The sequence below is a fragment of the Agrobacterium sp. 22-3639C2 genome (assembly GCF_053522105.1).
Genome location: NZ_JBNWDB010000003.1, coordinates 386837 through 402333, shown reverse-complemented (window position 1 = coordinate 402333; position 15497 = coordinate 386837). Strand labels below are relative to the sequence as shown.

The window sequence follows — 15497 nt, the reverse complement described above, 5'->3', positions numbered from 1 at the left end:
ATCCAGCAGGAGCAGGACGCATGGCAGTTGTGATTGACGGAAAGGCAAAGGCGGCTTCGGTAACGGAGGCGGTCCGCAAATCGGCAGAAACGCTTGAGGCGGAACAGGGTGTGAAGCCCGGTCTCGCGGTTGTCATCGTCGGCAACGATCCGGCCAGCCACGCTTACGTGAATTCCAAAAGCAAGACAGCCAAGCAATGCGGCTTCAATTCCGTTCAGCACACGCTGCCGGAAGAAACAACTCAAGATCAGCTTCTGAAGTTGGTCGGCGAACTGAACGCCGATGCCTCCATCCACGGCATTCTGGTACAGCTTCCTTTGCCGAAACACTTCAATTCCGATGAGATCATCCAGTCGATCCTGCCCGAGAAGGATGTGGATGGCCTGAGCGTGCTGAACGCCGGCAAGCTGGCGACCGGCGATCTCGCAACCGGCCTCATCTCCTGCACGCCAGCCGGCGCCATGCTTCTGGTGCGCAGCATTCACGGCGAAGATCTTTCCGGCCTGAACGCCGTGGTCATCGGCCGCTCCAACCTCTTCGGCAAGCCGATGGGCCAGCTTCTCCTGAATGCCAATGCCACGGTGACGATGGCGCATTCGCGCACCAAGGATCTCGCCACCGTCTGCAAGACGGCCGATATTCTCGTGGCGGCGGTGGGTCGCGCGGCAATGGTGAAGGGCGATTGGGTAAAGCCCGGCGCCACCGTCATCGATGTCGGCATCAACCGCATTCCCGCTCCGGAAAAGGGTGAAGGCAAATCGAAGTTGGTCGGTGACGTCGCCTATGATGAGGCAAGCGCAGTCGCTGCTGCCATCACCCCCGTTCCGGGCGGCGTAGGCCCGATGACGATTGCCATGTTGATGGCCAACACCGTCATCGCCGCCTATCGCGCGCTTGGAAAGACCGCACCGAAGTTCTGAAATCGGTAGTTACTCTTTCGGAGCCGGTCCTGTGGAGGCGCGGACGACAAGTTCCGCCTTCCAGAGCTCCTGATGAGGTTCGGTCTGGTTAAGCTTGATCCGGTTGATCAGGCGCTGCCCGACACGCACCCCCGCCGCCCGCAGGGATGAGCGGGTGGTGGTGAGAGGCACCGAGAAATTGTCGGGCTTCAACAGCGGCAACACATCGTCATGGGCAATCAGCGAAATATCCTTGCCCGGTTTCAAGCCGCGCTGGTTGAGCGAGCGGATCACGCCGAGTGCCAATGCGGTACTGGCGCATACAATGGCGGTTGGTCTTTCCGGCTGTGACAACAGCGCTTCCATGCCGAGATAACCCTCCTCGTCGGTCATGCTGCTGTGTCTTGTGTGTTCGGGGCGCAATGTCAGCCCATTTGCCGTCAGCGCCTTTTCCACCCCGAGACAGCGGCGGAAGGTGAAGTCGTAGCCCTCCGGCCCGTTCAGAAGCCCGATCCGCTTGTGGCCAAGCTGAAGCAGCAGCTGGGTCGCATCGCGAAATGCGGCCTCATTGTCCACGTCGAGAAAGGGATAATCCTCTTCCACGCCGATGGAGCGGCCATGGACGAGGAAGGGCAGGGAAAGCGATTGCATCATGGCGATGCGGGCGTCGTTCTTCTTCATATAGGCGAGGTAGATGCCATCGACGCTGCCGCTCGCCGCCAGCCCCCGCAGGGCTTCCCGTTCCTTTTCCGGCTCAGTGGGCGTGATGACGAGGTGAAATCCGCTGCGAGCCGCTTCTTCGCCTAGACCGCTCAGGAATTCGCCGAAATGCACATCCGAGCGGTGGTGCTCGCCAACCGGCATGACCAGTCCGATGGAGCCGACCTTGCCGGTCGCCAACCGTTGCGCCGCGGCATTCGGGCGATATCCGGTCTTTTCGGCGGCTTCCATGACGCGGCGGCGCGTCTCTGCGCTCACCTCGGGATATCCGTTGAGCGCTCTGCTGACGGTTGTCTGAGAAATCCCCAGCAGTTGCGACAACTGTTTCAGGTTCATGTTTGTTTTTCCTCCATGCGCGCGCATCGGAAATGGCAAAAGCCTCTCCTCTAACTCCCAAAGCGCTTTAGTTTTTTACCAGTCCCTGCCGGTTTTCTCAATCGAAAACGATAGCCGCCTTTCTAAGTAAGTATGACTATTCATACGACAATGCGGCATGTCCAGCGAAAGAGCCTCTTGACTCCTTCTCAATGACAATGAGATGAATAGGCAGCCAAAGCGCTTTGATTTATGGGAGATGCTTTGAGCCTTTTATGTGATGGGAGGTAAATCACATGCAGAAGACCTTTTTGGCGACGGCGGCTTCTATAGTGCTGCTGTCGGGTTCGGCCTTTGCCGCCGATCTGAAATTCGCGCCCGGTCAGGATGCCAAGTTCAACTGGAAAAGCTACGAAGACTTCAAGGCGGCCCATGCCGATCTGAAAGGTCAGACGCTGACGATTTTCGGGCCCTGGCGCGGTGAGGACGAGGCGCTGTTCCAGACGGTGCTGGCCTATTTCTCCGACGCGACCGGCGTGAACGTCCGCTATTCCTCCTCGGAAAACTACGAACAGCAGATCGTCATCGACACGCAGGCGGGTTCTCCGCCCAACATCGCCATCCTGCCGCAGCCCGGTCTTCTGGCTGATCTCGCCGCCAAGGGTTTTCTGGTTCCGCTCGGCGATGAGACCGCAAACTGGGTCAAGGACAATTACGGCGCTGGCCAGTCCTGGGTTGATCTCGGCAGCTACAAGGGCAAGGACGGCAACAAGGCTTACTTTGCATTTCCCTTCAAGGCCGACGTGAAGTCGCTCGTCTGGTACGTACCTGAGAACTTCGAGGAAGCGGGCTATAAAGTGCCCGAGAGCATGGAAGACCTGTTCAAGCTGACGGACCAGATCGTTGCCGATGGCGGCACACCCTGGTGCATCGGCCTCGGTTCCGGCGGTGCGACCGGCTGGCCGGCAACGGACTGGGTGGAAGACCTGATGCTGCGCACGCAGCCGCTCGACGTCTATCAGAAATGGACGACGAACGAGGTGAAGTTCACCGATCCGGCCGTAGTTGCGGCAATCAATGAATTCGGCAAATTCGCCAAGAACGAAAAATATGTCAGCGGCGGCGTTGCGGCTGTGGCCTCCACCGACTTCCGCGACAGCCCGAAGGGTCTCTTCGACATTCCGCCGAAGTGCTACCTCCACCATCAAGCCTCCTTCGTGCCGTCCTTCTTCCCTGATGGTACCAAGGTCGGAACGGATGTGGATTTCTTCTATATGCCGACCTATGCCGCAAAACCTGAACTCGGCAAGCCGGTTCTGGGCGCCGGCACGCTCGTCACCATCACCAAGGAAGCGCCCGCCGCCAAGGCTTTCGTCGACTTCCTGAAAACCCCGATTGCCCACGAAGTCTGGATGGCACAGTCCAGCTTCCTGACGCCGTATAAGGGTGTGAATGTCGATACCTATGCCAATGAGCAGATGAAGCGCCAGGGTGAAATCCTCACCTCCGCAACCACCTTCGGCTTTGACGGTTCCGACCTGATGCCGGGCAAGATCGGCGCGGGTGCATTCTGGACCGGCATGATCGATTTCGTCGGCGGCAAGTCGGCCGATCAGGTCGCTGCCGATATCCAGAAGGCCTGGGACGGCCTGAAGTAACCTCAACAGAGCTTGGCCCGGCGGTGATGCCGCCGGGCCTTTGCCAACGAACGGCCGTCGATCGCATAAAATCAGCGCGGCGCGGAGAGGATCAAGGGAGGGAACATGGCTCAACAACTCGTTTCTGCCATCGGCGTCATGGTGGCCGGCGTTTTTGCCTGCGCTGCCTATTATTGGCTATCCGACAAACTGTTGCAGGTAATCTTTCCCGTCCGCTCGGGAGACGTGTTGCAGGCATCCCGCAACCTCAACCGCCGCGCGTCGGTCAGGCCCTGGCTGTTCATCGGCCCCGCTCTTCTCCTTCTTCTCGTCTATCTGGTCTATCCCGTCATCGCGACGCTCATCCTCTCGTTCTATGACCGGACCGGCGCCGAATTCGTAGGTCTTGCCAATTATCGCTGGGCATTTTTCGATGCCGGCTTCAGGCAATCGATCTTCAACAACATCCTCTGGCTGGCCGTGGTGCCGGCCGCCTGCACCTTCTTCGGCCTCGTTATTGCCGTCATGACCGACCGCATCTGGTGGGGCAACATCGCCAAATCCATCGTCTTCATGCCGATGGCTATCTCCTTCGTCGGTGCCTCCGTCATCTGGAAATTCATTTACGAGTATCGCGCCGAAGGTCAGGTGCAGATCGGTCTCCTCAACGCCGTCGTCGAGTTTTTCGGCGGCAGCCCGGAGGTGTGGATTTCCATGCCCTTCTGGAACAACTTTTTCCTGATGGTCATCCTCATCTGGATTCAGACCGGCTTTGCCATGGTCATCCTGTCGGCAGCGCTGCGCGGCATTCCGGAAGAGACAATCGAAGCGGCCGTCATTGATGGCGCCAATGGCTGGCAGATCTTCTGGAAGATCATGGTCCCGCAAATCTGGGGCACCATCGCCGTCGTCTGGACGACGATCACCATTCTCGTTCTCAAGGTTTTCGACATCGTGCTGACCATGACCAACGGTCAGTGGAACACCATGGTTCTCGCCAACCTCATGTTCGACTGGATGTTCCGCGGCGGTGGTGACAGTGGCCGAAGTGCGGTCATAGCGCTCGTCATCATGGCGGCCGTCACCCCGATCATGGTCTGGAACATCCGCCAGGCGAACCGTGAGATGGAGGGCCGCTGAGATGGATATCGTAAAACGTCTGCGCCGCGTCGGCCTGCCGCGCCTCATCGTCCATGCCAGCGTGCTGGTCGTCGTGCTTCTCTGGCTTCTGCCCACACTCGGTATTCTCGTAAGTTCCCTGCGCGACAAGGACCAGATCACCGTGTCGGGCTGGTGGACGGCCTTTTCCAGTTCCGAGCAGACCGCGGCGGTTCGCCTTGCCGACGCTGCCGTGCAGAAGCAGGACGGGAACCGCTACGTCATATCAGGTAATGTTTTTGAAACCGGACAGGGGGGCAAGGTTGCAGCCTTCGGCGTTCGCGTGCAGGAGCCGACGGCCTTCAAAGCCGGTGAAGCGGCAGATATCGGCGACGGGGAAACGCTGCTCGTCAACACCGATGGCACCTACGAATACAGCAAGGCCTCAAGCTTCGAGGGCTCTCGCGGCAAGCGCGTCTATATTTCCGTCGCGACACCGCCGGTCTTCACACTCGACAATTATCGAACCGTCCTGACCTCGGAAGGCATCGGCCAGTCCTTCGTCAACTCGCTGACAGTCGCCGTGCCGGCAACCGTCATTCCGATCCTCATCGCCGCCTTTGCCGCCTATGCGCTGTCATGGATGAGCTTTTCCGGCCGCAATTTTCTGATTGCGATGGTGGTGGGCCTGATCGTCGTACCGTTGCAGATGTCGCTGATACCGCTCCTGAAACTCTACAACGAAATCGGCAATATCTTCGGCGTTCCGTCCAAGACCTATGCCGGCATCTGGCTGGCGCACACCGCCTTCGGTCTGCCGCTCGCCATCTACCTGTTGCGCAACTACATTTCCGGCCTGCCGAAAGAGATCATCGAAAGTGCGCGTGTCGACGGCGCGAGCGATTTCGAAATCTTCGTCAAGATCATCCTGCCGCTGTCCTTCCCGGCGCTCGCCTCCTTCGCCATCTTCCAGTTCCTGTGGACCTGGAACGACCTGCTCGTCGCCATGGTCTTCCTCGGCACGCAGAAGGATGAGCTGGTGCTGACCGGAGCGCTAAACGCGCTGCTCGGTTCGCGCGGCGGCAACTGGGAAATCCTCACCGCCTCGGCCTTCGTTACCATTGTCGTGCCGCTTGGCGTCTTCTTTGCCCTTCAACGTTATCTCGTGCGTGGCCTGCTCTCAGGCTCCGTCAAGGGAGGCTGATTATCCATGAACGCCCATACCAGACAGGATGAGACTATGACCGCTCCGGTGACTTCCGCTTTGACGCCCAACAAGGATTGGTGGCGCGGCGCCGTGATCTATCAGATCTACCCGCGCTCCTATCAGGACTCCAATGGCGACGGCATCGGCGATCTCAAGGGCATCACCGACCGGTTGGCGCATATTGCCGGTCTCGGTGCCGACGCAATCTGGATTTCGCCCTTCTTCACCTCGCCAATGAAGGATTTCGGTTACGACGTCTCGAATTATGTCGATGTTGATCCGATGTTCGGCACGCTTGCCGATTTCGACGGGTTGATTGCAGAAGCGCATCGTCTGGGCATCCGCGTCATGATCGACCTCGTCATGTCGCACACGTCTGACCAGCATCCGTGGTTCGTGGAAAGCCGCGCCAGCCGCAACAATCCGAAATCGGACTGGTATGTCTGGTCGGACAGCAAGCCGGATGGCACGCCGCCCAACAACTGGCTGTCGATCTTCGGCGGCTCCGGCTGGCAGTGGGACCCCACCCGCATGCAATATTATATGCACAACTTCCTGACCTCGCAGCCGGATCTCAACCTGCATAATCCGGAAGTGCAGGAAGAACTGCTCAATATCACCCGCTTCTGGCTGAAGCGCGGCGTCGATGGTTTCCGCCTCGATACCATCAACTTCTATTTCCATGATCTGGAATTGCGCGACAACCCGGCGCTGGCGCCGGAGCGCCGCAACGCCTCTACGGCACCTGCGGTCAATCCCTACAATTTCCAGGAACATCTCTACGACAAGAACCGCCCCGAAAACATCGCCTTCCTGAAACGCTTCCGCGCCGTGCTGGACGAGTTTCCGGATATCGCCGCCGTTGGTGAAGTGGGCGACAGCCAGCGCGGACTCGAAATCGTCGGTGAATACACCTCCGGCGACGACAAGATGCAGATGTGTTACGCCTTCGAATTCCTGGCGCCGGATGCGCTCACGCCGCAGCGTGTTGCCGATGTGCAGGCGGATTTTGCCAGGGCGGCGCCGGAAGGCTGGGCCTGCTGGGCTTTCTCCAACCACGATGTCGTTCGCCATGTCAGCCGCTGGGGCGAGCATGTCGAGGATAAGGATGCTTTCGCCAAGGTGCTCTCGGCGTTGTTGATGACGCAGCGCGGCTCCGTCTGCATCTATGAGGGTGAAGAGCTGGGCCTTACGGAAGCCGATATTGCTTTTGAGGATTTGCAGGACCCCTACGGCATTCAGTTCTGGCCGGAATTCAAGGGCCGCGACGGTTGCCGCACACCGATGGTGTGGGATGCGGGCCATGCGCAGGCCGGCTTCTCGACCTCGGACAAAACCTGGCTGCCCATTCCGGCCGAACACAAGCAGCGCGCCGTCAGCGCCCAGCAGGGCAATGAGGCATCCGTGCTGGAGCATTACCGCCGCTTCCTTTCCTTCCGCAAAAAGCATCCCGCTTTTGCCAAGGGCGGCATCGAATTCCAGCCAGTGGAGGGCGATGTGCTGAGCTACACCCGCACGCTCGGCAACGAAACCGTTCTGTGCCTCTTCAATCTGTCCGCGACGTCAGCAAAGGCGACGCTGCCGGAAGGGAACTGGGAGGTTCTCGAAGGCCACGGCTTTGCAAGCGGTGTGGACGGCAGAAGCGTAGAACTTCCGGCATGGGGCGCTTTCTTCGCCCGTTACGCCTGATAGAGCAGGGAGGAACAACCCATGACAAGTCTCGTTCTCAAGGATATCCGCAAATCATACGGGCAGGTAAAAGTCCTGCACGGCATCGATCTGGAGATCGAACAGGGCGAATTCATCGTTTTCGTCGGGCCGTCCGGCTGCGGGAAATCGACGTTGCTGCGCATGATTGCGGGTCTGGAGGAAATCACCGGCGGCGAAATGTTCATCGACGGCCAGCTGGTCAATGAAATCCCGCCCTCGCGTCGCGGCATTGCCATGGTGTTCCAGTCCTATGCGCTTTATCCGCATATGACTGTTTACGACAACATGGCCTTCGGCATGAAGATCGCCAAGGAAAACAAGCAGGAGATCGACCGCCGCGTCCGCGCCGCTGCCGAAATCCTGCAGCTGACGCAATATCTGGAGCGTTTGCCCAAGGCTCTTTCTGGTGGCCAGCGCCAGCGCGTCGCCATCGGCCGTGCCATTTGCCGCAATCCCAAGGTGTTCCTGTTCGACGAACCCCTGTCGAACCTCGATGCCGCGCTGCGCGTCGCAACCCGCATCGAGATCGCCAAGCTCAATGAGCAGATGGCAGACACGACGATGATCTACGTCACCCACGATCAGGTGGAGGCGATGACGTTGGCCGACCGTATCGTCGTTTTGAATGCGGGTCGTGTGGAACAGGTCGGCCCGCCGCTGGAACTTTACGAAAACCCCGCCAACCTCTTCGTGGCGCGGTTCATCGGCTCGCCCGCCATGAACATCATTGCGGCAAAAATTGCCGTAACCGGAGAGCAGACTTCGATCGAACTTGCCGGAGGCAAGACGCTGAACATCGTCGTTCCCACGCCTGCAACCGAGCAGGGCAAGGCCGCGAGCTTCGGTGTCCGGCCGGAGGATTTGAGCATCGTCACCGGCGACGATTATCTTTTCGAGGGAAAAGTCGCGATCGTCGAGGCTCTCGGTGAAGTGACCCTGCTTTATCTCGAAGCGCCCAAGGGGCAGGAGCCGATCATCGTCAAGGTGCCGGGCATCGTATCCGTCGCCAAGGGTCAGACCCTGCGTTTTGCGGCACCGCAGGCAAAGCTCCATCTCTTTGATGCCGAGGGCAAGAACTACCGCAGATAGTTGCGGAAACAATGGCCGTGAGCTTCAGGAAACATGCCCCGGAACGTCCCGTTCCGGGGTTTTTTCATGATATTTTGCCGCTGTGGAAAAATGCCAAAAATGTTCCGTCTTCGGTCTGTTTAAGGTGACGCTGATATGAATTGTTAAAGACTACGTTTTAATCTTGGAGACGTTGAAAGAGCATGGAGGTCAGGGCGTGCAGAGCAGTGCGGGTGTTATCAAGAACAGTTACCTGACCAAGGAAGAATCCTTCATGTACGACCGCGAAGGCCGGTTTCGCATGGAAGACACCATGAATGCGGCGCGCATCGAATATACCGAGAAGGCCGTCATGCATATGGCCGCTCGCCGTTGCGACGTCATTCGCATTTCCCAGACCGAGGCCGTGCTGGCGCTGCTGACGAAATACAATCTTCCGAACCAGTTCTATCTGGATATTCCCGACGCCCGCATCACCAAGATCGGTTGCGTTATGTTGCGCGTCAACGCCAACAACACCATCCACGTCCGTTTTCTGCGCATGTTGACGCAAAAGGAACTCGACCGCATTTTCGTGTTCAGCACGCATCCGGCGCACAAGGACCGGAAGCTCGATATCCGGTCTTTCTAAGGGGCTGGAGAATCTCCGGCTTCAGGAAAGCCCACCCAGAACCGTCTGCTTCAGCTTCACATCCGGCACTTCCGCAAAGGCAAGATCGCTGCGGCCGAAATAGGATTTCTGGTTGGTGGCGGACCAGTCGTTGCAGACCAGTTTGTATCGCTCTCTCGCGACCGGTTTTTCCGGCATGGCGTAGAGATAATCGCCGGTGCGGTCAGCAAGCGGAATGTCGCCGTCCTGGTTGCAGCGCTTGAGGATTTGCGCAAGCGCTTCGCCATCCACTTCCGTTACCATCAGCTTGCCGTCGAAACGCAGAGAGGCGTTGAAATCGTAGCGGCGGATATCACCCTTTGGCAAACCAGCGCCGAAGGAGGTGTGGCCTATGAAGCCGACATCCGCGCCGGTTTTTGTGGCGATCAGTTGCGCCACACGGCGTCCGGCCTCGTCAACTGTCATCGCCTTTTCCGTTTTGCCGACAACCGCCTTCTCTTCTGCCGTCAGATGTTTGTCGAGTGTCTGTTCGATCAGGCCTTTGAGCGCCGGGGAGGAGGGGGCGTCGCTGTCAATGGCGACGGTCTCGATCGTCGGCGCCTTGCCAGAAGCTTCGATCGTCGCAATGGCCATGGATGTGCACCATGAGCCCGTGTGGACATAGCGCGTCGCACCCTGTTCATGCACGAAGTTCAGGTGATCGTGGCCGCCGACCAGCAGGGTGCCATCGGGCAGCAATGGCAGGATATCGCGGTCGGCAACAGCACCGGCGTGGCTGAGAACGATGTTGATCGCCTCCGGCTTGACGATTGCCGGCAGATTCGCCTTGGCCCATTCCACAGGCTGCGGAATATCCAGCATCTCACGCGTCGCCTTCGGATAGGTATTGATCGCGTTGGTGGCAAGGCCCGCGACGACGACCGGCCGTCCGCCCACACTTACCTCCGCACTGGCCGGTGCATAGGGTGCGCCGCTGCGCTTGTCGATGATGTTGGACAGCACGGTGATGCCGAGCGCGCGGGCACGACTGACGAAATTGGCGAGGTCGTTATCGATATCCGGTTCATGGTTGCCGATATTGATGACGGTGGGCGCGAGCCTGGCGAGCGCCGAGAGGAACGTCCACTCGATTTCGCCGGACGACCGTGTCGCCACCGCATTGCCGGTTTCGAACAGGTCGCCGTTCAGAAGAATAATGTGGGGTGCCTTGTCAGCCGCGATGCGCATTTCTATGGCTGCTAGGAGCTGCCCGATGCGCTCATAGGCCGAATGCAGGTCGGAAATCACGATTGCACGCAGGGCCACATCCTGCGCCTCCGCCGGCGTTGCCACCACCATCAACGGCAGTAGGGCGGTGCCAGCCATAAGCTTCAGCACGTCACGGCGTTTGCTTGAGAAAATCGTCATGTCTGGCCCCATCATCTTGAAATGCGTGATCGTCCCGCGGCTGGCTGAGAAGCCCCTATAGGGCGATCATAACAGCCGCATGACAAGTTTGGCTTTTAAGAGACGGGAAATAAAGCGGTTTCAGCGCGGGTTATGCGGGTCATGCCAAGCGGGTGCGGAGGCGAGGCCGAATCCGGCCTTCGCCTCCGGACGATCAATGGAACAGAACGCTGGCGCCCTGGTCTGCAGGGCCGACATTACGGCGGAACGGGGCGAAAAGTTCGCGGCCCATGCCCCATTCGTTGGCGGAAAGGTCGGCGCGCGCCGGTTCGCGCTTTGCCAGCTCTGCGGCTGGAACAAGCACTTCAAGCGTTCCGGAAATGGCGTCGAGACGGATGATGTCGCCATCGCGGATGAGCGAGATCGGGCCGCATTCGGAAGCTTCCGGCGTGACATGGATGGCGGCCGGCACCTTGCCGGAAGCGCCGGACATGCGTCCGTCCGTTACCAGCGCCACCTTGAAGCCGCGATCCTGCAGCACGCCAAGTGGCGGTGTCAGGCGGTGCAGTTCCGGCATGCCGTTGGCCTTCGGACCCTGGAAACGGACGACAGCGATGAAATCGCGGTTGAGCTTGCCGTCCTTGAAGGCATCCTGAAGCTCCTGCTGGTCGTTAAAGACGATCGCGGGCGCTTCGATGATATGGCGTTCGGGCTTGACGGCGGAGATCTTGATGACCGATTTGCCGAGATTGCCGGTCAGCATTTTCAGACCGCCGGTCGGCTGGAACGGCGTTTCAATGCTGGCGAGCACCTTGGGGTCGTGGCTCTGCTCGGGTGAGGGCTCGCGGGTCACTGCGCCGTTTTCGTCAAGCTTTGCATCCACGGTGTAGGCTTCGAGCCCCTGTCCGAAGACGGTGCGGACATCGTCATGCACGAAGCCCTGTTTCAAAAGCTGCTTGATGAGGAAGCCCATGCCGCCTGCGGCGTGGAAATGGTTCACATCCGCAAGACCGTTGGGATAAACGCGGGCAAGCAGCGGCACGGTATCCGACAGATCGGAAATATCCTGCCAGGTGAGGATGATGCCGGCTGCGCGCGCCATGGCGATCAGATGCATGGTGTGGTTGGTCGAGCCGCCCGTCGCGTGCAGGCCAACGACGCCGTTGACGATTGAGCGCTCATCGATCATTTCGCCGGCGGGCGTGAACTCGTTGCCCTGCGCGGTGATGGCGAGCGCCCGCTTGGCGGCCTCGCGTGTCAGCGCGTCGCGCAGCGGCGTGCCGGGATTGATGAAGGAAGAGCCGGGCATGTGGAAACCCATGATCTCCATCAGCATCTGGTTGGAATTTGCCGTGCCGTAGAAAGTGCAGGTGCCGGGACCGTGATAGGATTTGGACTCCGCCTCCAGCAGCTCGGCGCGCCCAACCTTGCCCTCTGCATAAAGCTGGCGAATGCGGGATTTCTCGTCGTTCGGCAGGCCGGTGGTCATAGGCCCGGCGGGGATGAAGATGGAGGGCAGGTGACCGAAGGAAAGCGCTGCGATGACGAGGCCGGGAACGATCTTGTCGCAGACACCGAGATAGACGGCGGCGTCGAACATGTTATGCGACAGGCCGATGCCGGCAGCCATGGCGATGGCATCACGGGAGAATAGCGAGAGCTCCATGCCCGGCTGCCCCTGGGTTACGCCGTCGCACATGGCAGGCACGGCACCCGCGACCTGCGCCACGCCGCCGGCTTGCGCTGCGGCCTCGCGGATGATTGCCGGAAAGGTCTCGTAGGGCTGGTGCGCCGACAGCATGTCGTTATAGGCGGTGATGATGCCGAGATTACCAACCCGGTCGCCGGCAAGGAGGTCCTTGTCGGCGGGGGAACAGACAGCAAATCCATGCGCGAGGTTACCGCAGGAGAGAGTGGAGCGATGAACCCCCTTAGAAACCTGCAGCCGCAGCCGCTCGAGATAGGTCTCGCGGTAAGGCTTGGAGCGTTCGACGATGCGGGCGGTAATGGCCTGAATGCGGGAATCGGCGGACATGAGCGTTCATCCTGTTCGTTGGTCGAGAACCGGTGTTCCGGGAGATGAAGGACCGGTTATCGTGTTTTCGTCTTGTGTCGTCGGGCGCTGTCGCGGGGCCGCTTGCGCGGCAACCGCATCCAGTTATGGCGCCCAGTAAATATCCACGGCGGTTTCTGCCCGGTTCAGCACGGCGCGGATCGGCATTTCGTCCTCATCCTCGCCCGACTGTGCTTTTTCAAGCGTCGCCTTTTTTGCTGCACCTTCGATGTGGAGCACCAGAAAACCTGCATCGTGAAGGCTGGAGAAGTTGAACGTCAACCGTTCTTCCCCCGCGGTTTCCGCCGCCATGGTCAAAACGCCGCGCGGTTCGTCAAGGTCGAGCGCTTCGTAGAGATTGTCGCCACCGGGAAAGAACGATGCCGTATGCCCATCCGTTCCCATGCCCAGCACGACGACATCAAAAGGATCGCAGATCGCCTCGGTCTTGACGGTCGCAAGCGTCGCTGCATCCTCAGGCGAGGCCGCGGGCTGGAACAGCGGCACGAAATAGGCCGCCTTCGCCTTGTCCTGCAACAGGTTCTCGCTGACCAGCCGGTGGTTCGAGCGCTCGCTCTCCGGCGGCACGAACCGTTCGTCCACCAGCGTCACGCTGATGTTGCTCCAGTCGAGATCATGATGGGAAAGCGCCTGGAAGAACAGCTTGGGCGTTGAACCGCCCGAAACGGCAATGCTTGCCGTTCCGTATTCTTTCGTTGCCGCGTCGAGACGCGCGGCGACATCCGCCGCCAGGGTTTTCGCCAGTTCAGCGGCTGTGTCGAAGACATGGATTGTTTCGCTCATACCCGCGCCCTCAGTCAGCGTCGTGCCAGGTGCGGCCGTCGCGCTCGATCAGTGCGATCGAGCCGCTCGGACCCCAGGTTCCGGCAGTATAACCCTGTACGCCCTGTCCCAGCTCTTCCCAGCTCTTGAGGATCGGATCGACCCAGTCCCATGCCGCTTCCACTTCGTCGCGGCGCATGAACAGTGTCTGGTTGGAGCGTATGGTATCCATCAAAAGCCGCTCATAGGCATCGGGGCTGCGCACATTGAAGGCTTCGGCAAAGCTCATGTCCAGCGAGACCTGACGCAGACGCATGCCGCCCGGGCCGGGATCCTTGATGAGCAGCGACTGCTTGACGCCTTCGTCCGGTTGAAGGCGAATGACCAGCTTGTTGGCTTCGATCTTGCCGGCCGCATCGTCGAAGATCGAATGCGGGATCTGCTTGAACGTGACGACGATTTCCGAAACGCGGGTCGCAAGGCGTTTTCCCGTGCGAATGTAGAAAGGAACGCCCGCCCAGCGCCAGTTGGCGATTTCGGCCTTGATGGCGACGAAGGTTTCCGTGTTGGAAACGCCGCCCTCCAGCTCCTCCAGATAACCTTTTACCGGGCCGCCTGCGGAAGCGCCGGCGCGGTACTGGCCGCGAACCGTCAGCTTTTCGACATTGCTGGTGTTGATCGGCTTCAGCGAGCGCAGGACCTTGAGCTTTTCGTCACGCACGGCTTCCGCGTTCATGGAAGCGGGCGGCTCCATGGCAACGAGGCAAAGCAATTGCAAAATGTGGTTCTGCACCATGTCGCGCAACGCACCGGCCGTATCGTAATATCCGGCGCGACCCTCAAGGCCGACAGCTTCTGCGACCGTGATCTGCACGTGGTCGATATGGGCGGAATTCCAAAGCGGCTCGTAAAGCGCGTTGGCAAAACGCAGTGCCATCAGGTTCTGCACCGTCTCCTTGCCGAGATAGTGGTCGATGCGGAAGATCTGTTCTTCCTTGAAGACATGGCCGATGGTGTCGTTGAGTTCCTGCGCCGAGGCAAGGTCGCGGCCGATCGGCTTTTCAACGACGATGCGGGTCGAGCGGGTGATAAGCTTGTGTTCGCGGATCTTGTCGGCGATATCGCCGAAAATGCCGGGCGCAACAGCGAGATAGAAGGCGCGTATGCGCTCCTTGCCCTCATCGAGCAGCTTCTTCAACACGTCCCATCCGTTGCCGGATTTTGCGTCGACGGGAACGTAGAAAAGCCGGTTGAGGAACAGCGCAACCTGCGCATCATCATATTCGCCCGCCTTCAGATGCTCCTTCAGCGCGTCTTGCGCGAATTTGCGATATTCCTCATGGCTCATGACCGAACGCGACGCGCCGATGATGCGGGTCGGCTCCGTAAACTGGCCTTCGACCTGACGGTGATAAAGGGCCGGCAAAAGCTTGCGCTCTGCCAAATCGCCTGTGCCGCCGAAAACGACACAATCAAAAGCTTCAACAGGAATGATCTGACTGCTCATATCGATACTCTCGATCTTCAAGGGTTGGGGCATCCATAATCTAATCGATTTAAAAATGCCAGTCTCAGTTATGTGAAATTATGAATTTTGGTTTCACCGGTCGAAAACCCGTACCGATTGTCATTGAGTGATGCTGGCTAGAAAGCAGGGTTCTTGAACAAACCTTTGGCCGGCGGCGGAACGGAAAAAAAGAAAAAAACGACGATTGCTGCGATTTTCCCCATCCATGATCGCGGTGATGGCTCATCGACCTTGTGCGAGGCATCTATACTGTCCAGCAGCAGTCTTGCCTCATGCCGCTGCCACTCCGGCACCCGGATTTCCATGCCTCCGAAAGCGACCGTCAAATGCCAGTTCACGGAAACGATATGGGCCGAGGGCACGGTGGTGTGGATGCCATAGGCGCGCAGAAACGAACACGTCACGGCGGTTTCCGCCATCCCGTAACCGGTCGCAATCGTTACAAGCCTGTCGCTAGGTCTTTCCATCAGATCTCCAGAGGTG

The 15497-nt window shown here is 59.3% G+C and carries 13 protein-coding genes; 7 read left to right on the top strand and 6 right to left on the bottom strand.

Annotation, left to right across the window (positions count from 1 at the left end):
* Nucleotides 1-20: 20 nt before the first annotated feature.
* Entirely contained in the window at nt 21-920 is a 900-nt protein-coding gene (folD, locus tag ACQZ6D_RS14920) for a bifunctional methylenetetrahydrofolate dehydrogenase/methenyltetrahydrofolate cyclohydrolase FolD (protein ID WP_038489842.1), read from the top strand.
* A gap of 9 nt (nt 921-929) precedes the next feature.
* On the opposite strand, the gene ACQZ6D_RS14915 is transcribed toward folD, so the two are convergent.
* Nucleotides 930-1955, bottom strand: a complete 1026-nt coding sequence (locus ACQZ6D_RS14915; RefSeq protein ID WP_013635488.1) for a LacI family DNA-binding transcriptional regulator — start codon at nt 1953-1955, stop codon at nt 930-932.
* 275 nt (nt 1956-2230) lie between these two features.
* Here ACQZ6D_RS14915 and ACQZ6D_RS14910 point away from each other — a divergent pair, with 275 nt between their 5' ends.
* The 6 genes from ACQZ6D_RS14910 to ACQZ6D_RS14885 all read left to right on the top strand — a co-directional run bounded on the left by ACQZ6D_RS14910 (nt 2231) and on the right by ACQZ6D_RS14885 (nt 9285).
* A complete protein-coding gene (locus ACQZ6D_RS14910; protein ID WP_019564294.1) occupies nt 2231-3592 on the top strand; it encodes an ABC transporter substrate-binding protein in 1362 nt (453 codons plus the stop codon).
* 105 nt (nt 3593-3697) lie between these two features.
* A complete protein-coding gene (locus tag ACQZ6D_RS14905) occupies nt 3698-4711 on the top strand; it encodes a carbohydrate ABC transporter permease (RefSeq protein WP_003515131.1) in 1014 nt (337 codons plus the stop codon).
* Between the two features lies 1 nt (nt 4712).
* Nucleotides 4713-5873 (top strand): carbohydrate ABC transporter permease, encoded by a 1161-nt coding sequence (locus ACQZ6D_RS14900; RefSeq protein ID WP_065703830.1) that lies wholly within the window; start codon nt 4713-4715, stop codon nt 5871-5873.
* Between the two features lie 36 nt (nt 5874-5909).
* The gene (gene bglA, locus ACQZ6D_RS14895; RefSeq protein ID WP_065703832.1) at nt 5910-7565 is read left to right on the top strand and encodes a beta-galactosidase BglA; all 1656 of its coding nucleotides are present in this window, start codon (nt 5910-5912) and stop codon (nt 7563-7565) included.
* Nucleotides 7566-7586: 21 nt separating this feature from the next.
* Nucleotides 7587-8675, top strand: coding sequence for an ABC transporter ATP-binding protein (locus ACQZ6D_RS14890; RefSeq protein ID WP_065703834.1), 1089 nt, complete (start codon nt 7587-7589; stop codon nt 8673-8675).
* Nucleotides 8676-8928: 253 nt separating this feature from the next.
* Nucleotides 8929-9285, top strand: a complete 357-nt coding sequence (locus tag ACQZ6D_RS14885; RefSeq protein WP_034501827.1) for a hypothetical protein — start codon at nt 8929-8931, stop codon at nt 9283-9285.
* Nucleotides 9286-9306: 21 nt separating this feature from the next.
* On the opposite strand, the gene ACQZ6D_RS14880 is transcribed toward ACQZ6D_RS14885, so the two are convergent.
* From ACQZ6D_RS14880 to ACQZ6D_RS14860, 5 genes are all read right to left on the bottom strand, one after another.
* Nucleotides 9307-10671, bottom strand: a complete 1365-nt coding sequence (locus ACQZ6D_RS14880; RefSeq protein WP_448729792.1) for a metallophosphoesterase — start codon at nt 10669-10671, stop codon at nt 9307-9309.
* 193 nt (nt 10672-10864) lie between these two features.
* Nucleotides 10865-12685, bottom strand: coding sequence for a phosphogluconate dehydratase (edd, locus tag ACQZ6D_RS14875; RefSeq protein WP_003515140.1), 1821 nt, complete (start codon nt 12683-12685; stop codon nt 10865-10867).
* A gap of 123 nt (nt 12686-12808) precedes the next feature.
* A complete protein-coding gene (gene pgl / locus ACQZ6D_RS14870; RefSeq protein WP_003515141.1) occupies nt 12809-13507 on the bottom strand; it encodes a 6-phosphogluconolactonase in 699 nt (232 codons plus the stop codon).
* A 10-nt stretch (nt 13508-13517) separates the two neighbouring features.
* The gene (zwf, locus tag ACQZ6D_RS14865; RefSeq protein ID WP_003515142.1) at nt 13518-14993 is read right to left on the bottom strand and encodes a glucose-6-phosphate dehydrogenase; all 1476 of its coding nucleotides are present in this window, start codon (nt 14991-14993) and stop codon (nt 13518-13520) included.
* 137 nt (nt 14994-15130) lie between these two features.
* Nucleotides 15131-15481, bottom strand: a complete 351-nt coding sequence (locus tag ACQZ6D_RS14860; RefSeq protein WP_013635497.1) for a hypothetical protein — start codon at nt 15479-15481, stop codon at nt 15131-15133.
* Between the last annotated feature and the right edge of the window lie 16 nt (nt 15482-15497).